Source organism: Kibdelosporangium banguiense, assembly GCF_017876405.1.
GTDB classification, from domain to species: domain Bacteria; phylum Actinomycetota; class Actinomycetes; order Mycobacteriales; family Pseudonocardiaceae; genus Kibdelosporangium; species Kibdelosporangium banguiense.
Genome location: NZ_JAGINW010000001.1, coordinates 6,884,249 through 6,903,023 on the forward strand (window position 1 = coordinate 6,884,249; position 18,775 = coordinate 6,903,023).

The window sequence follows — 18,775 nt, forward strand, 5'->3', positions numbered from 1 at the left end:
AGGAGGGGTGGCGATGACCAGGGCCAGGCTAGAGGAGCCCGACGACGGGCCGCGGTCCAAACGCGCGGCGATCCTCACCGCCGCCATCGAGTACTTCGGGGAGGCGGGCTACGAGGCTACCAAGTGGTCCGCGATCGCCGGCCGGGTCGGTATCGGGCAGACCGCCCTGTATCACTACTTCGAGTCGAAGGCGCACTGCCTGCTCACGATCATGCGCCTGGAGCTGCAGCGTTCGCGGGACCTGTTCATCGAGGCGACCAAGGACACCTCGGATCCGACAGAGGCGCTGCGGGCTGCGGTCCGGGCGGCCTTCGCCGTGTCCGACCACGAGATCCTGCAGATGCGCATCCTGCAGAACAACCTGGCGCTGCTGGCCGGGACCCGTACGTCCAAACGCGAGGAGACCGAACGCCAGGCCGCGCGGGAACTCGTGCAGCTGATCGAACGCGACTGGACCAGGCTGCTCACCCAGGGCATGTCCCAGGGGGCGTTCCCGGTCCGCGACGCGCACACCATGGCCCTGGCGTTACTGGGCCTGATCGTCAGCGTGTGGCGGTGGTACCGGCCGACCGGCACGATCCCGCTCGCCGAGGTCTGTGAACTGATCGAGGGCTGCTGCGTGCGCATGGTGGCCGAATAGGGTTTTCTGCCAGCGGTTTTCGCGCCGCGGTCGCGTTTGGATAGTTTTCCAGCGGCCCTTGCCGGGGCGGGGAGCGGCATCTACAGTCAAACTGAACTGAACTCAGGTTGCTAGGAGCCAATGATGCGCCTCCGAATGACGCCTCTCAAAGCCGCGTGTGCCGCCGCCCTGGTCCTCGTCGCCACTGCCTGCGGGAACGCCAGTTCCGCGGGTGGCGGCGACAGCACCGAGATCAAGATCGGGGCGTGGTACCCGCTCAGCGGCGCGGTGAGCGCCTCGGGGGTGCCGCAGCGAGCCGGTGCCGACGCCTACTTCAAGATGATCAACGACAAGGGTGGGATCAACGGCCGCAAGGTCAACTGGGTGGTCAAGGACAACGCGTTCGACCCTCAGCAGACCGTCCAGATCGCCCGTGAGCTGATCGGCCAGGAGAAGGTCGTCGCGATCGTCGCGGCCAACGGGACCTCCCAGGCCGAGGCGGCGTTCCCGTTCGTGCTCCAGCAGTCCAAGGTGCCGATCCTCAACGAGCTCGGCGGCCTCGACTCCTGGTACAACCCGCCGCGACCGGGCCTGTTCGGCACTCAGACCCTGTATGAGGACCAGGCCGCCGCGCTCGGTGCCTGGGTGGCCCAGGACGGCAAGAAGAACGTCGTCGTCGTGCACAGCGACCCGGCAGCGTTCGTGACGGTCGCCAAGGCCGCGCAGAGTGTGGCCACGAAAACCGACCCGTCGATGAACGTCGGCCTGATGCCGGTGAAGTTCCAGTCCACCGACTACAGCCCGGTCGTCAGCCAGGTGAAGGCGAAGTCACCGGATGCGATCGTGCTGATCCTCGCGTCCCCCGAGGCCGCGGCGTTCATGAAGGAAGCCAAGCTCCAGGGCCTGGGAGCCCCGACGTACGGCTACGCCCCGGTCGCGGCCGCGTCGACACTCACTCTTGCCGGTCCGGCCGCGGAAGGCGCCCGCGCGGTGCAGTTCGTCAAGTCCCCCAACGACAACGATCCCGCCGTGCAGGAATTCCGGGACGCGATGGCCAAGTACGAACCAGGCCAGCCCGCCGACTTCATCGCGCTCTGGGGCTGGACCGGCGCGAAGGTCTTCACCCAGATCGCGCAGACCATCCAGGGCCCGGTCACCGCCGAGTCGCTGACCAAGGCGTACGAGCAGGCCAAGAACGTCGATCCCGGCGTCGGCCCGGTGATGAGCTTCGGCCCGGACAAGCACATGGGCACGCGTGACGTGCAGAAGGTGGTCGTCAAGGACGGCAAGTGGGTGTCGGAAGGGGACTTCTACACCCCGCCCGCCCGCTGAGTGACCGCTACTCGAAGGAGAATATGACTGTGGCGTTGCAGGAGTACCTGAAGCGGATGGACGGTCAGGACCCGACCCGGGCGCTCGAGCTGATGGAGCCGGATCTGCGGTTCCTGATCGCCCTGCCGTCCGGCGAGGTCGCCGGAACGTCCAAAGCGGACTTCGAGGCGTACATAGCCGGTCGCAACGCCGTGGAACGGGTGCACGAAGTCATCAGATACTCGGCCGACGGTGACACCGAGATGGTCTACGGCGTGGTGACCGAGTCAGGCGAGGCGGTCGGTGCGTTCCTTTCCGCGGCGGTGGTGTCACCGCGCGGGTTGATCGCCCGATACCAGTCCTTCTTCAGTACCTCCTTCGCCTTGATCGACTGGCCGGAGAAATCATGATGGGAGGAAAGGACATGTCAGAGGCGCCGTTCCTGACCGCCTGGTTCGAGATCCTCGACAGCGCGACTCCGGACAGAATCCTGGACCTGATCAGTGCGGACTTCTCGTTCTCGATCCTGTTCTCCACCGACGGCCAGGCGACCGACTTCGCCGGCGGCCGCCCGGCCATGGAGGGCTACCTGGCCCAGCGCGAAAAAGGGACACTCACCCATCACCTGATCACAGCCAGTTCGTCCGGCCGTGAGGAGCTGTACCTCGGCGAGGTGCGCCGCGCCGGAACCCCGGTCGCGAGCTTCGTGGCCGCCGGTCAGATCAACGCGGCCGGACAGCTCGATCGCCTGCTGATCGGGCGTTCACCCGCTGTCAGCTTCGCGCCGCCCGGAGGTGCCTGATGTACAATCTGGTACTGCTGGCCGCCAAGCCACCGGACTGGACACACGACCAGTTCATCGCCTGGTGGCGAGGCGATCACGCCGAGATGACCTACCGCTTGCCCGGTCTGCGGGCCTGGCGGCACACCGAGGTCCAGTCGGCGCTGGAGCCCCGCTCGGAAGGCTGGGACGGCGTGTCGGTGCTGAGTTTCGACAGCGAGGAAGACCTCCGCAAAGCCCTGGCCAGTCCGCAATGGGCAGACGCGGTGGCACAGGTCGGCGACATGCGTGGCCGCCGGATCGCCGTCATGGGCTCCGAACGGGAGATGTTCAGCGGATGAGGCAAGCCGTACTGGACTTCCAGAAGCGCGCCGAACAGGCCGACTTCGTCGCCGTCATCGACGATTCGGGCGAACACACCGCCCGGGACCTGCTCGCGCGTGCAGCCGAACTCGCTGTGCTGCTGGGCGATGGCCGGACTGTCCTGGCGCAGGCGGCCAATTCCTGGCGCACGTTCGTCATCGCCCTCGCGGCCGGCCGGACCGGCAGCGTCCTCGCGGTGATCAACAAGCACGCCACCAAAGGCGAGTTCGATGACGCCCTCGACGACATCAGGCCGGACGTTGTGGTAGCCGAACCGTCTCTTGTAGACGAATGGTCGGTTTCCGGTCCTGGGACACCGGTCCTCGAAGGTTGGTCCTCGGTGTCCATTCAGGACGCTGCCGACCTGGACAGGTGGGACGGTGGTGTGTTCATCGGCCTCACGTCCGGCTCCACCGGTCGCGCCAAAGGTGTTGTCCAGTCCGAGGAAGCACTGCACTACGCCTGTTCCTGCACAATCGAGATCAACGGCCTCTCGCCAGGGGACACCATAGCCGCGATCGTGCCGCTGTCCTCAACCGCGGCATTCTGCTTCGGAGTCTACTGCTCTCTGGTGCTCGGCGGCCCGCTCGTACTGACCGCGAAATGGGACCCCGCCACCGTGCTGGCACGTCTGGCCGAGACCAACACCCGGTGGACAATGTGCGTGCCCACCATGGCATTGCAGATGGCAGCGGTAGAACCGCCTGTGCCCAACGGGATCCGGTCGATCACGGTCGGCGGCGGCCCTATGGACCGGACCGCACTCGCCCGCGCCGAACAAGCGCTCGGCACCAAGATCTTGCGCGTGTTCGGGATGTCGGAATGCCTCGGCCACACTTCACCACGGCCTGCGGAACCCGAGGACATCAGACTGGGCCGAGACGGCCGCCCATTCCCGGGAACAGAAGTCCGAGCAGTATCTTCTGACGGCGTGGTGCTCGGCCCGGGGGAGACCGGACGCGCCCAAGTGCGTGGGCCATCGCTGTTCCGCGGCTACGCGCGAAACGGCCGGGTGCAGTCGCCAGATCTCACCCCGGACGGCTTCTTTTCCACCGGAGATCTCCTGCTCGCCGACGACGACGGCACAATAACCATCATGGGCCGCGAGAAAGACGTGATCATCCGGGGCGGCCGCAACATCGACATCACCGAGATCGAACGAGCGGTCGCCGGCTACGAACGCCTGAACCACGCCTGCGTAGTCCCGATCCGCGACGATGTACTCGGCGAACGGATCGCGTTGCTCGCGGTTGCACGCGACAGTCGCCGGCTCGCACTCGAGGAGATCACCTCCTACCTGGCAAGCCTCGGCCTGGCCAAGACAAAATGGCCCGAATTCGTGTACACAGTGGACAGGCTGCCACAGACGACGGTCGGGAAGCTGGATCGCAAGGCGGCCCGCGAACTCGCCGGAAAGCTGCACTCCGATGAGTCTTGACCGAGGCAAATGGGCCACCGGAGGTCCGGAAACCGTCGCCCCAGGCGTACACCGGATTCCGTTGCCACTGCCCAACGACGGACTCCGCGCAGTCAACGTCTACGTCCTGGAGAGAGACACCGGCCTCGTGCTGGTGGACGCAGGCTGGGCAATCCCGGAATCGTTGGCGGTACTGAACAACGCCCTGAACGACCTCGGTCATTCAGCGGCGGACATAACCGACATCCTGGTCACCCACATCCACCGGGATCACTACACCCAAGCAGCCGAACTCCGCAGACTGGCCGGCGCAAAAGTGCACCTGGGCGCAGGGGAGCAGCCCGGCCTGAAGCTGCTGGACACACTACGCACAGACATCCCAGTAAGCTCCCTGGAGATCCTCCGCCGCGGCGGCGCAAGCGACCTGGCCGACCGTATAGAGAATTCATACGGAGAATTCGACCCCACAGGCTGGGAACTCCCAGACCAATGGCTGCAGGCAGGCCCAACCCCCTTCGGCCTGGAGGTGATCCCCACCCCCGGCCACACAAAAGGACACGTGGTATTCCTCGACAGGACAAGAGGTCTGCTGTTCTCCGGCGACCACGTCCTCCCACACATAACGCCGTCCATAGGCTTCGAACTGGGAGAACCAGGCCTGCCCCTGGGCGACTACCTCGAATCACTGCACCTGATCACAACATTCCCCGACACCCGCCTGCTGCCCGCCCACGGCCAGACAACCCCCAGCGCCCACACCCGCGTGACCGAACTACTGGCCCACCACGACACCCGCCTCGCCGAAGCCGAGGCAACCCTAAGCCCAAACCCAGTCGACGCCCACACAGTCGCCACCCACCTCCCCTGGACAAGACGCGCAGTAAAATTCGAGAACCTCAACGACTTCAACCAAATGCTCGCCATCAACGAAACCATGGCCCACCTAGACGTCCTGGTAGCCCGCGGCCGAGCCACCACATCAAAAAAGAATGGTGTAGTCAAATACTCCTTGGCCTAAGGAAGTGGGGCCGGTCGGCAAGCTGAGGGACGGTCGGCCTGGGCGGAGCCTGATCACACAGCAAAAACACAAGCTTAAGCCGCTGTGAAGCCACCATCAACAGGATAGAACCCACCATTGCAGAAAGAGGCGGCATCCGAACACAACCACACGACCAACTCGGCAACCTCCGCAGGCAGTCCGAGCCGCTTGCTGGGATTGCCTGCGGCGAGAGCGGCCTTTCCGGCGGTGTCCTGATGGGACTCGACCAGGGGAGTCAGGATGACGCCTGGGCCGACGGCGTTGACGCGGACACCTTTGGGGGCTGAGTCGAGCGCGGCAGCCCTGGTCAGGCCGAGAACGCCATGTTTGGAAGCGACATATGCCGGAAGAGCCCGCTGCCCCGCGACGGCAAAGATCGAAGCCATGTTGACGATCGCACCGCGCCCCTGACCCACCATGTGTTTGAGCTCGGCCTTCATGCAATAGAAGACGCCGTCGAGGTTGATCGAAAGGACCCGCCGCCAATCGTCCACATCGTACTCTTCGACGGGCAGGTGGCTTCCCCCGATTCCGGCGTTGTTGACGGCCATGTGCAGGTCGCCCAGCTCGCCGATCACGCGATCCACCATTGCCTGGCACTGCGCGGGATCCGAGACATCCACCGCGAGCGCCAACCCGCCGATCTCGCCGGCGACCACTCCGGCCGCATTCCCATCCAGATCAGCGACAGCAACCTTCGCGCCGCGACGAGCCAACGTGCGTGCGCATTCCGCGCCGATGCCGGAGCCGCCGCCGGTCACGATCGCCACTTTGCCCTGCATGGTCATGCTCCCTTCCTGGGGAAGCGCCGGCCTGCGGTCACACCGCCGTCCACGACAACCTCCGTCCCCGTCACATACTTACTGGCATCCGAAGCCAAATACAGAGCCAGCTCGGCAACATCATCCGGTTCGCCACGCCGTCCAAGCGGGATAGTCGATGTATACGCAACCCAGTCCGTATCAGCAAAGCCTGCCGAATCTGTGATCGCCGTCGCGATGCTGCCGGGGCAGATCGCGTTCACCCTGATGCCGTCCTCCGCGAGTTCCAAAGCAGCGACCTTGGTCAACCCACGCACCGCGAACTTGCTCGCACCGTAAGAGGCCAACCCGGTTGCCCCCAGCATCCCGTTGACCGACGACAGAGTAACGATCGAACCGCCGCCGGAAAGCCGCATCAACGGCACCACAGACCGGATCGCAAGAAAAGTACCGACCGTATTGACCCGCTGCACGCGTTCGAACTCGTCAAGTGTTGTCTCAAGCAACGGCTGCGAAACCGCCATCCCAGCGGTGTGCACCAACACGTCCAGCCGGCCGTAGTCGTTGCGCACAGTGTCGATGAGTGCATACCAAGCGGCCTCATCGGTAACGTCCAGCGTCGCATACCGGGCGTCAGTACTTTGTGGATGCAGGTCTGTCACGATCACGGTTGCGCCCTCGGCGGCGAACAGCCGCGCGGTCGCCGAACCGAGGCCGCCGAGCCCTCCGGTGACCAGGGCGATCTTGTCTCGCAGCCGCACGGCCGCCTCCTTGCGTCGAACTGAAGTTGATTCTTGCGTCTCGAACTGCTGTTGTCTATGTTGAACCGACTTCAGTTCTGGTCAAGGGAGACCATGATGCGGCTCAAGGTCCTGCGGGTTCTTTCTCTGTTGGGTGTGCTCGTGCTGACACCGGCGGCGTGTGCCGATCCCGGTGCGAGCGGGCCGAGGGACACGATCAAGCTCGGCGCCTGGATTCCGCTGAGCGGGCCGGGCGCGGCGGCGGGGGTGCCGCAGAAGGTCGGCGGCGAGGTCTACTTCAAGATGCTGAACGACAAGGGCGGCATCAACGGCCACAAAGTCGAGTGGATCGCCAAGGACAACGCCTACGACACGCAGCAGACCATCCAGGCCGCCCGTGAACTCATCGGGCAGGACAAGGTCGTGGCCATCGTCAACGCCAACGGCACCGCGCAGACCGAGGCGAGCTTCCCGTTTGTGCTCAACCAGTCGAAGATCCCGATCCTCAATACCTATGGCGGAGCCGTCAACTGGTACACGCCGCCGCGCCCGTTGCTCTACGGCGTTCAGACCCTTTATGAGGACCAGGCGACCGCGCTCGCCGCGTGGGCGGTGCAGAACGGCGCGAAGAAGTTACTCGTCGTCCACAGTGATCCCGCGGCTTTCGTGAATGTCGCCAAGCAGGTCGGGCCGGCCGCGTCGAAGACCGATCCGGCTGCGACCGCCGATCTGCTGGCGGTGAAGTTCCAGTCGACCGACTACAGCCCGATCGTCAGCCAGGTGCGGGAACGCAAGCCTGACGCGGTGATCACCATCCTCACCGCTCCGGAAGCCGCTGCCTACCTCAAGGAGGCCAAACTGCAGGGTCTCGCTGTCCCGGCATACGGCTACGCCCCGGATGCCCAGGCCGCGACGCTGACTCTCGCGGGCGACGCCGCCGAAGGCTACAACGCGGTGTCCTGGTTCAAGGTGCCGACTGATCCCACTCCTGAGATGCAGGAATACCGTGACGCCATGAAGAAGTACGCACCCGATCAGCCGGTGGACTTCTCGACCCTGATCGGTTTCGCGTTCGCCAAGGCCTTCGCCGAGATCGTCAAGACGATCGACGGCCCGATCACGTCCGAGTCCATTGTGCAGGCCTACCGCAACACCAAGGGCGTCGAGACGGGAATCATGCCGCAGCTGACCTTCAGCGACCAGCAGCACCTCGGTGCCACCCAGGTCCAACGGGTCACGGTCCGCAACGGTCAGTGGACCTCGGTCGGCGGCTTCTTCACACCGCCACCCCGGGGATGAGGTCGAACGCCATCGAGGACGGCCGGGGCCTGTCCTCGATGGCGGCGGCCCGGCCCTACATCAGGTGCCGGGCGAAGAACCGGTTCCCGGAGTCTGCCTCGAACTGCGGGACGCCGGTGTGCCCGCCCATGTTGGCGTGCAGCGTCTTCTCCTTGGAGCCGAAGGCGTCGAACAGGTCCAGGGCCAGTTGCCGGTCGTTTCCTTCGTCGTCCCACTGCAACAGCACCAGCAGCGGAATGGAGACCTGCCGGGCCTCCTCGAACATGCTGCGGGGCACGTAACTCCCGGCGAACAGCAGGGCGGCCGAGATGCGTGGCTCGACCACCGCCAGCCGCGTGCCGATGGCGATCACCCCTCCCGCGTACCCGACCGGGCCGTCGATCTCGGGCAGTGCGAGCAGGGCGTCCAGTGCGGCCTGCCATTCCGGGACGGCCTGCTCGACCAGCGGGAGGATGAGCCGGTCGACGATCTCGTCGCCGACCGGCTCGCCGGCCTTCAGCGCCCGTTGCAGGTCGGCGCGGGCCTCTTCGGCGGCGGCCGACCGGGGCCGGTCACCGCTCCAGGGGAGCTCGATGGTGGCCGCGGCGTAGCCCTCCGCCACGGTGTGCCGGGCCCGGGCCACCAGCCGGGGGTACATCCGGCGCAGCCCGCCGGGGTGTCCGACCAGGATCAGCGGGGCCGGTGCGGCCGTGGATCCGGCCGTCCACAGGATGCCGGGGATCTCGCCGAGGGTGAACTCGCGTTCGAGGACGTCGTCGTCGAGGCGCTGCTCAGAAGTGAATCGCACGGTCGTGCCTTTCGGGAGTGCTCTGAACGGCGCTCCCGGACGACCTATCGCCCGACCGTGACCCCAGAGGGGAGCACCCATGTCGATATGTTCACGGGTACCACCTCCTCGATCTCTCGCACGGCCGCTGGAAAGCTAGCAGTGGCCGCCGTGATCCGCCAACGGGTTTTTGCAAGGCGCTCAGGCAGGCCGGCTCACGCATCGGCTTTCTGCTCCTTGGCCATGGCGGCGAGTTCGGAGAAGCGGACGACGTGCCCGCCGGCGCCCCATGTGCCCTCGACCTGCTCATGGATAAGCACCCACACCCGAAGTGCGTCACTTTCGGTGAGACCGGCGGCCCGCAGTACGGCATCGGTCGCGTCCTTGATCAGACCGGCTTTCCGGCGATCGGACAGTGCGCCTGCGGGGACCGTGACGTCGATACGGAGCCGGGGCAGGTCGTCCTCGGCTGTGGCCTGCACGCCTGCTGGCAACTCGTGGAGATAGCTCCAGGCCTGGGCCCGGAAGAACGAGTTGTCCGGTGCGCCCTCCCAGCGCAGCAGCAGGCTTGCGAGTTCACGCTGGATGCCTGCGCGCCCTTCGGCCGTCAGGGACCCCTCGGGCACGGTCAACTGGATCATCGGCATGTCGCCACCACCTCTATAACGAGTGTTATAACCAGGCCCAAGGTAGACTATGACGACCGTTATAGCCAGAAGGATGCTGTGATGAGTGAGCCGAATCTCGAGTCGCGCGAGCGGCTCGTCGCGGGCGCCGCGGACATGATCCGCAGGCGGGGCCTGCATTCCACCAGCATCCGTGAAGTCGCCAAACACGCCCAAGCCCCGCTCGGATCGACCTATCACTACTTTCCGGGCGGCAAGCAGCAGCTGGCAGGCGAAGCCGTCCGGTGGGCCGGTGACCGGGTCAGCGGGATGCTGCGCGAGAGACTCGCCGCCGGTCCGGTCGCCGGGCTGCGGGCCTTCCTCGGACTCTGGCGCACCATCGTGCAGGACAGCGACTTCCAGGCCGGCTGCCCGGTCCTCGCGGTCTCCATTGAGGACTCGGCGGGGCCGGAGCGGGCAATCGCGGGCGAGGTCTTCACCGAGTGGAAGTCTCTGCTCGAGGACTCTTTGACGCGGCACGGCGTTTCCGAAGCGCGTGAGCTCGCCACATTGATCGTCGCCTCGGTGGAGGGCGCGGTCGCCATGTGCCGGGCCGAACGAAGTGCGATACCGCTCGACCATGTGACAGCGCAGCTGGAACGTCTGCTCACCGCTGCCGTGGCCGATCAGAAGGCGTGATCAGCCTGTGCTGAAACTGATCTGAAACCGCCTCCTGTGAGGATTCCTCGCAGAAGGAGGGATCATATGCGGTTACGGATGGTTCTTGTCGCGCTGATGGCCTTCGTGGTGCCCGGGTTTTTCGCGGTGCCGGCCTCGGCCACGGCTCAGGCGCCGGTGGGCGTCCAGTTCGTCGGTGTGCTGAGCGAGGCCAACAAGGCGACTTCGCTTTATCAATGTCCGAACTGGAACTGCAACAAGGGGTCGGCTGTGCCGGGCCAGCCCTTGAGTGCGATCTGTTACTGGCCGGCCGACAGCCAGTGGAACTGGGTCCTCAACCAGTCGAACGGTCATACCGGATATGCCAGGAGCAGCGATCTGACAAAGCAGGCGCCCGTGAGTTGCGCGTCCTATGGGCGCGGGGTCCGGGTGAAGGGGTCGGAGGCATTCCTGTATCAGTGCCCGGCGACGTCGTGCAATCGTGGCATCGCGTACGCCGCGGACGATATCACGACGGTGTGCTATTGGGGGGATACGAAGAAGTCGATGAACCTCGTGCACAACCACGCGAACGGTCATGTCGGTTTCGCGCTGGCGGGCGACCTGACCGACCAGTCGGACACGACGTGTCGCGCGAACTGATCCGGCGTAACCTGTTTCTGTGAAGTTGAACCTGGACCACCCGCTTGTCCTGGACGGCGGACTGTCCAATGTGCTCACCGATGCCGGGCACGACCTCTCCGGCCGGCTGTGGTCGGCCGGATTGCTGCTCGATGAGCCGGAAGCGATCGCGGCCGCGCACCTCGCGTATTTCCGTGCGGGTGCGCGAGTCGCGATCACGGCGAGTTATCAGGTCACCTATGAGGGTTTCGCGGCGCACGGTGTGGACAGCGATCAGACCACCTTGGCCCTGCGCCGCTCGATCGAACTGGCCAGGCAGGCGGCCGAGCAGGCCGAAGTTGATCATCCACTGTGGATCGCGGGTTCGGTGGGGCCGTATGGCGCGATGCTCGCCGACGGATCGGAGTACCGCGGCCGCTACGGGCTCAGCGTCGAGCAGTTGGTCCGCTTCCATCGGCCCCGGATCGAGGTGCTGGCCGAGGCGGGCGCGGATGTGCTTGCCGTGGAGACGATTCCGGACGTCGACGAGGCCGAGGCCGTGGTCCGGGTGCTCGACGAGATCGGTGTCCCGGCGTGGCTGTCCTATTCCGTCAGCGGTCCGGCGACCCGGTCCGGCCAGCCTCTTGATCTTGCCTTCGCCCTGGCGGCCGAATCGGACGCGGTGATCGCGGCCGGAGTCAACTGCTGTGCGGTGGATGACGCCGGGCCCGCCGTACGCGTGGCGGCCAGTGTGACCGGCAAGCCTGTTGTCGTCTACCCGAACAACGGTCAGGCCTGGGACGCGGCCGCGCGGAAGTGGACCGGGGAGCCGACCTTCGATCCCGGCCGGACGAACGACTGGATTGCTGACGGCGCAAGGCTTGTCGGCGGTTGCTGTCAGGTCGGGCCGGATCAGATCGGCGCGCTCGCGGCCATGATCGGCTGAGGCGGTCCGGGAGCGCTCCCAGAGCACGTTAGCGACTCGTCGCGGGCTTGTAAAGGCCGCAAGAAAACGTGGAACGCGTTGAACACCGGACGGGCATGTCTCGTTCAGAACTGGTGACGTAACCCAGCCCGGTGAAAGGCGCATTCATCGTGACAGCACCGTTTCAGCTATCCGCGTTGCAGGAGCTGGGCCCGGCCGACCGGGTCGCCTTCCAGCGGTTCGGCTGCGGTCCGGCCCTTGAGCCCCCGTTCGGCCGAATCCACCACGCCATCCAGGCGCACGCCGCCGAACGTCCACATGCGACAGCCATGGAGCACCTCGGCGCGTGCATGACGTACGGTGAACTGGACCGCCGGGCCGATCAGCTGGCCGGCATGCTGGGTGAGGTCGGCGTGCGCGCCGGTGACCGGGTCGGGTTGTTCCTCACCCGGTCGATGCCGATGGTCGTGGGCATCCTCGCCATCCTCAAAGCCGGCGCGGCGTACGTGCCGCAGGACGTCAGGATCACGCCTGCCGGTCATCTCCAGCACATCGTGCGTGTCGCCGGCATCGAAGTCGTGCTGACCACAAGCGAACACGCGGCCGCCCTGCCTGCCGGCATCGCGAAGATCGTGGAAATCGACAGAATGGCGGGCGGGACGCGAGTCGAACCTGTCGATTCCGGCAACGGCGACACCGCGATGGTGATCTTCACGTCCGGTACGACCGGACAGCCGAACGGTGTTCAGGTCACCCACGCCAACCTGTGCAACGTCCTGCTCACGGCCCCCGGCTCGCTCGGCATCGCGCCCGGAACGCGAGTCGCTCAGCTGCTGAACATCGCGTTCGACATGGCCGCGTGGGAGATCCTCGGCACGCTGGCCAACGGCGGCACGCTGGTCATCCGCGGCCGTGACATCGAGCAGGCGGCCAGGCTGGCCGACGTGATCATCGCGACCCCGAGTGTCCTTTCCGGACTGAACCCGGACGCCTGCGCCAATGTCCGCACGGTCGCGGTGGCGGGGGAGCGCTGCCCGCGCTCGCTGGCCGAGAAATGGTCCAGACGGGCGGCCTTTCACAACTCCTGTGGCCCGACCGAAGTCACCATCGTCAACACCGTCCAGCGATACGAGCACGCCACCGGAATGCTGACCATCGGCCGGCCGGTCCCGAACACCACTGTGTACGTGCTGGACGAGGCCCTGCGGCCGTGCCCGATCGGCCAGATCGGGGAAATGTGGGCCGGTGGCGCGTGTGTGACCGCGGGCTATGTGGGCAACGACGCGTTGACCGCCGAGCGGTACCGGCCCGATCCGTTCCTTGGCGGTGACCACAAGATGTTCCGTACCAGGGATCTTGCCCGCTGGACGCCGGACGGGCAGCTGGAGTACCACGGCCGGACGGACGACCAGGTGAAGGTGCGCGGTTTCCGGGTCGAGCTGGACGCGGTCACCTCGGCGCTGGAGAAAAGTGCTGGGTGCGTCCGGGCTTTCACTGTGTTGCACGAAGGCCGCCTGGTCGGTTTTGTCAGTCCGCGCACTGCCTCACCGGAACTGGCCAGGCTAGCTGTCGAGCAGCGGCTTCCGTACTACTGCGTGCCGACGCTGATCGTTCCCATGGACCGGATGCCGATGACCGATCGTGGCAAGGTGGACCGGTGCGCGCTTCTGTCCTGTATGGACGAACCTGCCCAGCTGGAGACGGTGGCGTGACCGAGACCTCGATACCGCGGACCGCGCTGCCGCCGGCCGAACGGTCGCTGGCGGCCAGGCTCAGACGTCGCCCTTTCACGCATCACAACCGGCTTGTCGCCGCTGTGGTGTGCGCCAACCTCGCGTGCGTTGCCGTCGCCCCTTCGACCATGGTGCTCGCCAACTTCACGCTCGCCGTGCTGATCCGCCAGCAGTACGTGATCAACCTGCTGTTCTGGCTGGCCACCAGCGCGCCCACGCGGTGGCCGCTGCGTGTGCGCTGGACATTGGGCAAGGTCTATCACTTCGGCGGCCTGCACGTCGGCGCTGCGACCTGTGCCACGGTCTGGTTCCTCGTCATGGCAGTGACCACGCCGCCGCACGTCCTGACCTGGACGATAGCGGCCCTGCTGGTTGCGATGGTGGTGTTCGCATGGCCTTCGGTACGCGCGCGTTGTCACGACCGGTTCGAACGGGCACATCGGTTCGGTGGCTGGACTGTGCTTGTGCTGTTTGCAGTCCACGCGGTGCTGTTCGGCGATGAGGCAGCCGGTTGGGTGCTGGCGGTCGTGGTGGCCAGTGTTGCGTTGCCGTGGCTCCGGTTGCGGCGCGTGCCGGTGCGGATTGTGCGGCCATCACGGCATGTGGCTCTCGTTCACTTTGACTACGGGGTGACGCCGTTCGCCGGTTCGTCCACTGCCGTGAGCCGGAATCCTTTGCTGGAATGGCATTCCTTTGCGAATGTTCCCGCGCCGGGGCGGTCGGGATTCCGGCTGACGATCTCCCGGGCGGGGGACTGGACCGGGTCGCTCATCGACGACATGCCCAGTCATGTCTGGGTCAAAGGGATTCCGACCGCCGGTGTGGGCAACATCGACAAGCTGTTCACGTCGGTCGTGTGGGTGGCCACGGGCAGCGGTATCGGGCCGTGCCTGCCGCACCTGCTTTCCGGCTCCACGCCCGCGCGTCTGGTGTGGTCGACGCGCCATCCCCGGCGTACGTACGGCGATGCGCTGGTCGACGAGATCCTCGAAGTGCAGCCGGACGCGGTCGTCTGGGACACCGACAGCGACGGCAAGCCCGATCTTGTCGCACTGGCCTATCAGGTGTGCCGGGAATCCGGCGCCGAGGCGGTGATCTGCATCTCCAACCGGAAGACCACTTGGCATGTCGTGCAGGAGCTGGAAGCCCGCGGGATTCCGGCGTTCGGCGCGATCTGGGACTCATGAGGTGACCACTGTGGACTATCAGACACTCGACTGTGACGAGCGGGACGGCATCATCACCGTGACCGTGACACGCCCGGCGGCACGAAATGCCCTCTCCAGGCTCACGTTGACCGAACTGCACCATCTGCTCAGCGGCCTGACCACGCCGATGATCCTTACCGGCTCGGCCGGTCCCGCGTTCGTCGCGGGCGCGGACATCCGTGAGATGGCCGCCATGACTCCCGAGGAAGGCGAGGAGTTCGGCCGGCTCGGGCAGGCCGTGACCAGCCTCCTGGAATCGGTTCCGGTGCCCGTGATCGCCTGTGTGGACGGCTACGCGCTCGGCGGTGGCTGTGAGATCGCGATGGCGTGCGATTTCGTCTACGCGACCGAGAAGTCCGTGTTCGGGCAGCCCGAGGTGCTGCTCGGGCTGATTCCCGGATTCGGCGGGTGCGTGCGGCTGCAACAACTGGTCGGCCCGGCCCGTGCCCGTGAGATGATCTATTCCGGCCGCCAGGCCGACGCTGCCGAGGCACACCGGATCGGGCTGGTGAACGCGATCTTCGACAGCCGCGACGCAATGCTCGCCGCCGCACGCGGCACGCTGGCCACGATCAGGCAGAACTCACCGGCGGCGGTGTCATTGTGCAAGGCGGCGATCAACGCCGCACGCTGTCAGGATGTCCAGAGCGGCCTGCAGATCGAGCTCGCGGCGTTCCGGCAGGCCTTCACCACGCCGGACATGCGGGAGGGTACAGCGGCATTCCTGGCCAAGCGTCAGCCGGCGTTCCATCGAGCCTAGGCGGTGTGACATCAACGAAAGCCATACCGCGCTGCTGTGCGCCCTGCATGACCAACACGCGGCACCGCTTTGGCGTTATGTCCTGCACCTCACCGGCGACGACCAGTTCGCCCACGATGTCGTCCAGGAGGCGCTGCTGCGTGCCTGGAAGAACCCCGGCATCCTGGAACAAGGCCTGGTCGCCGCGCGGGCGTGGCTCTACACGGTCGCCCGCAACGTCGTCATCGACGAACGCCGCAGTGCCCGGGCCCGGCGTGAGGTCGGCGCCCGCAACGTCCCGGAAGGCCGCCGGTCGGACCCGACCGAGTCGGCTCTGGACACCTGGCTGGTGTCCGACGCGCTCATGCAACTCACACCGGACCACCGGACAGTGATCATCCGTGCCTACTACCTCGGCCAGTCGGTCGCCGAACTGGCCGAGGAGCTGGACATACCGCCGGGCACCGTACGGTCCCGGCTGCACTACGGCCTGCGCGCGCTGCGGCTCGCGTTACAGGAAAGGGGAGTGACTGGGCCTTGAGCACCCAGGCGGACCCGTACCGTGACTGGGATGTCGCCTATGTACTGGGATCGCTCTCCCCTGCCGAGCGACGAGAGTTCGAAGACCATCTCAGCCAGTGCCCGTCCTGCGCCGCGGAAGTCGGCACACTCGCGGGCATGCCCGGCATCCTGTCGGCGGTGAACCCCGGCCAGGCCATCGAACTGCTGGACCCGGCCGGCCCGGCACCGGAAACCGTGCCGCCCCGGCCGCCCCGGCCGGCCCACTCGTCTCGCCGCCGAGGCCGCGTCCGGTTCGCCGTGGGATTCCTCGCCGCCGCGGCAGCCGGCGCCGCCCTGACCCTGGCCCTCCAATCCGGCACAATCGCCTCACCAGCCGAAAAAGCGACTCGCACAACAGTCTGCCGGGCCGAACGCGACTGACAGCTGGTATTTCTACTCGTCCCGGTAGGCCCGCATGTTGCGCAGCAACAGGTATGTGTCCTGGAGTTGGCCGGAGTCGCTGAGCGAGCGGTAGATTCCCCACTTGGGGTGGGCCTGGTCGCCGCCGAGCCAGGTGTCGATGCCGGTGCGGGACGCGTTGACGACTGTGGTGCCGCCGTCCTTCAGGGAGTAACGCAGGCGGCCGCCGGAGCCGTCGGCGACCTTGATCTCGATCTCCACGTCGATCCACTTGTTGCGCAGCGGGACCAGGTCGGTGACGCCGAGTTTCGCCTGGCCCTCACCGAACATCCGCATCTCGACGCGTTCGGAGCTGCCCGAACGGTTGAGCGACATGGTGACCACGGGGGAGTCCACGCTGGTGTGCTTGACCTGGAAGATGTGCGTGAAACTGGTCGTGGCCTTCAGGGAGGGCGGGATGAACATCTGGTAGTTGTAGCGCCAGGTCTCGTTCTTCTTCATGTCCACGCGGCTGCCGTTGGCCGACATCGCCCGGACCTCCTGGCGCTGGCGGTCGGAACCGTCCCGGTCGGACTTGTGCATGACGAACCGGTACTGGCCGGGTTCGGCGAAGATGTGGGTGACTCCTGGATGCGAGTCGGCGCGATCGTCCTCGACACCTACGAAAGCCCGCAGCCCGTCCTTGCCGGGATCGGGGTTCCACCGCAGGCGGAACGCCGTGATGCCGACATCGGCGGAAGCCATGCCGGTCAGCATAGGTGCGGCCGCCGCGGCGAACACGCCCGCGCGCAACGTGGTTCGGCGGTTGAACAGGTTGGCCATGACACTCCTCGAAAGCCAGGCGGCGGATCGAGGCGGCGGATCTCTACCATCGGTGAGAACCCGCCGATGTGTCAAGTGCACCAAGCCCCAGCCGGGCTTTGCCCCCAATGCCACATTGGTGGCATCAGATGTCCCCAATGTGGCATTGGGGACACAAAAACGAGGGCTAGCGCACGCCCTTGAGCAGGGCGCGGGCCCGCAGGGCGGCTTCGGCTTCGAAGCGGAAGTCCGGATCGTTGAGCCGGTCGCCGAACAACTCGGTCAGCTGGTGCATCCGGTAGCGCACGGTCTGCGGGTGGATTCCCAGGAGTGTGGCCACTTCCGGGGCGCTGCGGCCGGTCGAGGTCAGCCAGGCCAGCAGTGTCGACTCCAGCCGCTCGCGCTGCATCGGGGTCATGTCCTGGAAGACCTGGGTCGCCCGGTCACTGACCTGCTGGGCGAGGTGCTCGTCGTTGAGCAGCAGCAGATCGCAGAGGTGGTCGGCGCTGTGGATGACGGGCCTGCGGGGGATCGCGCCACGCTGGACCAGTTGAAGTGTCTGACGTGCCCACTGCAGCGAGAGCCGGATGTCGGCGATCGGGACTGTGAGGCCGATGACGGCGAGCCTGCCGCGCAGAACGCGGTACAGCAGCGATCCTTGCCGGGCGTCGGGGTCGGGGATCAGCAGATATGGCTCGGCGTCGTCGGTCGACGCGAGGATCGCCTGGGGGAGTGCGGGCAACTCCAGTGGGGCGTCGTCGTTGGCTTCGATCGCGATGCAGGTGGCCGTGCCGGGCAACGGCCAGCGGGCCTGCCGGGCGACGTCCTCGACCGTGGTCCAGGAGACCGGCGCGGCCGACATCAGTTGCGCGAGAAGACGTTCACGGCTGCGCTGACGGCTGGTCGCGGCGGCTGCCTGTGCGTCGGCGTAGCCCTTCACTGATTCGGCTGCCATGTCGTTGATGTGGGTGAAGACGGCTTCGGCGAGGATGCCGGTGATCTCGGCGGAGAATCCCGCGCGTCTGGCCACGTTGGCGTACTGACGCCAGGCCACTCGGGCGCCGACCCGGTACGCGGCTTGCAGCGCGTCGAGGCTGCGGCCCTCATGCCATTCGCCGCGGCCCAGCCGCCGGTAGATCTTGGCGTTGTGCTCCTGGGGCGAGTCCGGGGCCACGATCAGCTCCACGAACTGCCGGAGCCCCTGCTCCACGCCCATCCGCAGGCCCACGCCGAAAGCGCCTTCCAGCGGCCGGTTGTAGGCCGCCACCTCCTGGCGGATGGTGGCGATCATCTCCTCGGCGACCTTGGGGATCTCCGGCTGCAGCCAGGACGCGACCGACGCCGGTAGTGCCTGCCATGGAAAACTGTCATCCTGGGACATGTCCGGCATCGGTCGCGCCTTTCTGGGGTAGCCTCCCGAGCGCCGTGGACTTCATGAATAGCACACAATCTGGCTTGGTTCGGCCGCC

Annotated in this window: 21 protein-coding genes and 1 pseudogene; 16 read left to right on the plus strand and 6 right to left on the minus strand. The window is 66.3% G+C overall.

Annotated elements, in window-relative coordinates; all coding sequences use genetic code 11:
• The first annotated feature begins 13 nt into the window (after positions 1 to 13).
• The 7 genes from JOF56_RS31950 to JOF56_RS31980 all read left to right on the plus strand — a co-directional run bounded on the left by JOF56_RS31950 (position 14) and on the right by JOF56_RS31980 (position 5,509).
• Entirely contained in the window at positions 14 to 640 is a 627-nt protein-coding gene (locus JOF56_RS31950) for a TetR/AcrR family transcriptional regulator (RefSeq protein WP_209643171.1), read from the plus strand.
• 123 nt (positions 641 to 763) lie between these two features.
• On the plus strand, positions 764 to 1,951 hold the full coding sequence (locus JOF56_RS31955; RefSeq protein ID WP_209643172.1) for an ABC transporter substrate-binding protein: 1,188 nt from the start codon (positions 764 to 766) through the stop codon (positions 1,949 to 1,951).
• A 23-nt stretch (positions 1,952 to 1,974) separates the two neighbouring features.
• Entirely contained in the window at positions 1,975 to 2,340 is a 366-nt protein-coding gene (locus JOF56_RS31960) for a nuclear transport factor 2 family protein (RefSeq protein WP_245378478.1), read from the plus strand.
• A gap of 14 nt (positions 2,341 to 2,354) precedes the next feature.
• A complete protein-coding gene (locus tag JOF56_RS31965) occupies positions 2,355 to 2,732 on the plus strand; it encodes a nuclear transport factor 2 family protein (RefSeq protein WP_209643173.1) in 378 nt (125 codons plus the stop codon).
• Positions 2,732 to 3,052: an EthD family reductase gene (locus tag JOF56_RS31970; RefSeq protein ID WP_209643174.1), complete on the plus strand. Its 321-nt coding sequence runs from the start codon at positions 2,732 to 2,734 to the stop codon at positions 3,050 to 3,052. Before JOF56_RS31965 ends, JOF56_RS31970 begins: the two co-directional genes overlap by 1 nt.
• Entirely contained in the window at positions 3,049 to 4,512 is a 1,464-nt protein-coding gene (locus JOF56_RS31975; RefSeq protein ID WP_209643175.1) for a class I adenylate-forming enzyme family protein, read from the plus strand. The genes JOF56_RS31970 and JOF56_RS31975 overlap by 4 nt, the downstream gene beginning before the upstream one ends.
• On the plus strand, positions 4,502 to 5,509 hold the full coding sequence (locus tag JOF56_RS31980; RefSeq protein ID WP_209643176.1) for an MBL fold metallo-hydrolase: 1,008 nt from the start codon (positions 4,502 to 4,504) through the stop codon (positions 5,507 to 5,509). Before JOF56_RS31975 ends, JOF56_RS31980 begins: the two co-directional genes overlap by 11 nt.
• 74 nt (positions 5,510 to 5,583) lie before the next feature.
• Here the strand turns inward: JOF56_RS31980 and JOF56_RS31985 are convergent, their stop codons facing one another.
• Entirely contained in the window at positions 5,584 to 6,318 is a 735-nt protein-coding gene (locus JOF56_RS31985) for an SDR family NAD(P)-dependent oxidoreductase (protein WP_209643177.1), read from the minus strand.
• The gene (locus tag JOF56_RS31990; protein WP_209643178.1) at positions 6,315 to 7,052 is read right to left on the minus strand and encodes an SDR family NAD(P)-dependent oxidoreductase; all 738 of its coding nucleotides are present in this window, start codon (positions 7,050 to 7,052) and stop codon (positions 6,315 to 6,317) included. Before JOF56_RS31990 ends, JOF56_RS31985 begins: the two co-directional genes overlap by 4 nt.
• Positions 7,053 to 7,148: 96 nt before the next feature.
• Here JOF56_RS31990 and JOF56_RS31995 point away from each other — a divergent pair, with 96 nt between their 5' ends.
• Entirely contained in the window at positions 7,149 to 8,330 is a 1,182-nt protein-coding gene (locus tag JOF56_RS31995; RefSeq protein ID WP_209643179.1) for an ABC transporter substrate-binding protein, read from the plus strand.
• A 55-nt stretch (positions 8,331 to 8,385) separates the two neighbouring features.
• On the opposite strand, the gene JOF56_RS32000 is transcribed toward JOF56_RS31995, so the two are convergent.
• Complete coding sequence (locus JOF56_RS32000; RefSeq protein ID WP_209643180.1) at positions 8,386 to 9,117, minus strand: dienelactone hydrolase family protein; 732 nt, start codon at positions 9,115 to 9,117, stop codon at positions 8,386 to 8,388.
• Positions 9,118 to 9,311: 194 nt separating this feature from the next.
• Positions 9,312 to 9,743 (minus strand): tautomerase family protein, encoded by a 432-nt coding sequence (locus tag JOF56_RS32005; RefSeq protein ID WP_209643181.1) that lies wholly within the window; start codon positions 9,741 to 9,743, stop codon positions 9,312 to 9,314.
• Positions 9,744 to 9,824: 81 nt separating this feature from the next.
• On the opposite strand from JOF56_RS32005, the gene JOF56_RS32010 reads away from it, so the two are divergent.
• The 8 genes and pseudogenes from JOF56_RS32010 to JOF56_RS32040 all read left to right on the plus strand — a co-directional run bounded on the left by JOF56_RS32010 (position 9,825) and on the right by JOF56_RS32040 (position 16,526).
• On the plus strand, positions 9,825 to 10,400 hold the full coding sequence (locus tag JOF56_RS32010; RefSeq protein ID WP_209643182.1) for a TetR/AcrR family transcriptional regulator: 576 nt from the start codon (positions 9,825 to 9,827) through the stop codon (positions 10,398 to 10,400).
• A 66-nt stretch (positions 10,401 to 10,466) separates the two neighbouring features.
• Positions 10,467 to 11,021: a hypothetical protein gene (locus tag JOF56_RS32015; RefSeq protein WP_209643183.1), complete on the plus strand. Its 555-nt coding sequence runs from the start codon at positions 10,467 to 10,469 to the stop codon at positions 11,019 to 11,021.
• Positions 11,022 to 11,040: 19 nt separating this feature from the next.
• Complete coding sequence (gene mmuM, locus JOF56_RS32020) at positions 11,041 to 11,925, plus strand: homocysteine S-methyltransferase (RefSeq protein WP_209643184.1); 885 nt, start codon at positions 11,041 to 11,043, stop codon at positions 11,923 to 11,925.
• A gap of 149 nt (positions 11,926 to 12,074) precedes the next feature.
• Positions 12,075 to 13,616, plus strand: a complete 1,542-nt coding sequence (locus JOF56_RS32025; protein ID WP_209643185.1) for an amino acid adenylation domain-containing protein — start codon at positions 12,075 to 12,077, stop codon at positions 13,614 to 13,616.
• Complete coding sequence (locus JOF56_RS32030; protein WP_307855352.1) at positions 13,613 to 14,824, plus strand: FNR domain-containing protein; 1,212 nt, start codon at positions 13,613 to 13,615, stop codon at positions 14,822 to 14,824. Before JOF56_RS32025 ends, JOF56_RS32030 begins: the two co-directional genes overlap by 4 nt.
• A pseudogene (locus tag JOF56_RS32035) lies at positions 14,763 to 15,536 on the plus strand (enoyl-CoA hydratase/isomerase family protein); the annotation flags it as partial. The gene JOF56_RS32030 and the pseudogene JOF56_RS32035, both read left to right, overlap by 62 nt.
• Positions 15,484 to 16,125 (plus strand): sigma-70 family RNA polymerase sigma factor, encoded by a 642-nt coding sequence (locus JOF56_RS58400; protein ID WP_281065518.1) that lies wholly within the window; start codon positions 15,484 to 15,486, stop codon positions 16,123 to 16,125. The pseudogene JOF56_RS32035 and the gene JOF56_RS58400, both read left to right, overlap by 53 nt.
• Entirely contained in the window at positions 16,122 to 16,526 is a 405-nt protein-coding gene (locus JOF56_RS32040; RefSeq protein ID WP_209643187.1) for an anti-sigma factor family protein, read from the plus strand. The genes JOF56_RS58400 and JOF56_RS32040 overlap by 4 nt, the downstream gene beginning before the upstream one ends.
• Before the next feature lie 12 nt (positions 16,527 to 16,538).
• On the opposite strand, the gene JOF56_RS32045 is transcribed toward JOF56_RS32040, so the two are convergent.
• On the minus strand, positions 16,539 to 17,327 hold the full coding sequence (locus JOF56_RS32045; protein WP_209643188.1) for a heparin lyase I family protein: 789 nt from the start codon (positions 17,325 to 17,327) through the stop codon (positions 16,539 to 16,541).
• Between the two features lie 166 nt (positions 17,328 to 17,493).
• Complete coding sequence (locus JOF56_RS32050; protein ID WP_209643189.1) at positions 17,494 to 18,696, minus strand: PucR family transcriptional regulator; 1,203 nt, start codon at positions 18,694 to 18,696, stop codon at positions 17,494 to 17,496.
• Positions 18,697 to 18,775: the final 79 nt, after the last annotated feature.

Coding starts and splice junctions, on each gene's coding strand:
- JOF56_RS31950 (WP_209643171.1), top strand. CDS start 14: ATGACCAGGGCCAGGCTAGAGGAGCCCGACGACGGGCCGCGGTCCAAA.
- JOF56_RS31955 (WP_209643172.1), top strand. CDS start 764: ATGCGCCTCCGAATGACGCCTCTCAAAGCCGCGTGTGCCGCCGCCCTG.
- JOF56_RS31960 (WP_245378478.1), top strand. CDS start 1,975: ATGACTGTGGCGTTGCAGGAGTACCTGAAGCGGATGGACGGTCAGGAC.
- JOF56_RS31965 (WP_209643173.1), top strand. CDS start 2,355: ATGTCAGAGGCGCCGTTCCTGACCGCCTGGTTCGAGATCCTCGACAGC.
- JOF56_RS31970 (WP_209643174.1), top strand. CDS start 2,732: ATGTACAATCTGGTACTGCTGGCCGCCAAGCCACCGGACTGGACACAC.
- JOF56_RS31975 (WP_209643175.1), top strand. CDS start 3,049: ATGAGGCAAGCCGTACTGGACTTCCAGAAGCGCGCCGAACAGGCCGAC.
- JOF56_RS31980 (WP_209643176.1), top strand. CDS start 4,502: ATGAGTCTTGACCGAGGCAAATGGGCCACCGGAGGTCCGGAAACCGTC.
- JOF56_RS31985 (WP_209643177.1), bottom strand. CDS start 6,318: ATGACCATGCAGGGCAAAGTGGCGATCGTGACCGGCGGCGGCTCCGGC.
- JOF56_RS31995 (WP_209643179.1), top strand. CDS start 7,149: ATGCGGCTCAAGGTCCTGCGGGTTCTTTCTCTGTTGGGTGTGCTCGTG.
- JOF56_RS32005 (WP_209643181.1), bottom strand. CDS start 9,743: ATGCCGATGATCCAGTTGACCGTGCCCGAGGGGTCCCTGACGGCCGAA.
- JOF56_RS32010 (WP_209643182.1), top strand. CDS start 9,825: ATGAGTGAGCCGAATCTCGAGTCGCGCGAGCGGCTCGTCGCGGGCGCC.
- JOF56_RS32015 (WP_209643183.1), top strand. CDS start 10,467: ATGCGGTTACGGATGGTTCTTGTCGCGCTGATGGCCTTCGTGGTGCCC.
- JOF56_RS58400 (WP_281065518.1), top strand. CDS start 15,484: ATGTCCAGAGCGGCCTGCAGATCGAGCTCGCGGCGTTCCGGCAGGCCT.
- JOF56_RS32045 (WP_209643188.1), bottom strand. CDS start 17,327: ATGGCCAACCTGTTCAACCGCCGAACCACGTTGCGCGCGGGCGTGTTC.
- JOF56_RS32050 (WP_209643189.1), bottom strand. CDS start 18,696: ATGCCGGACATGTCCCAGGATGACAGTTTTCCATGGCAGGCACTACCG.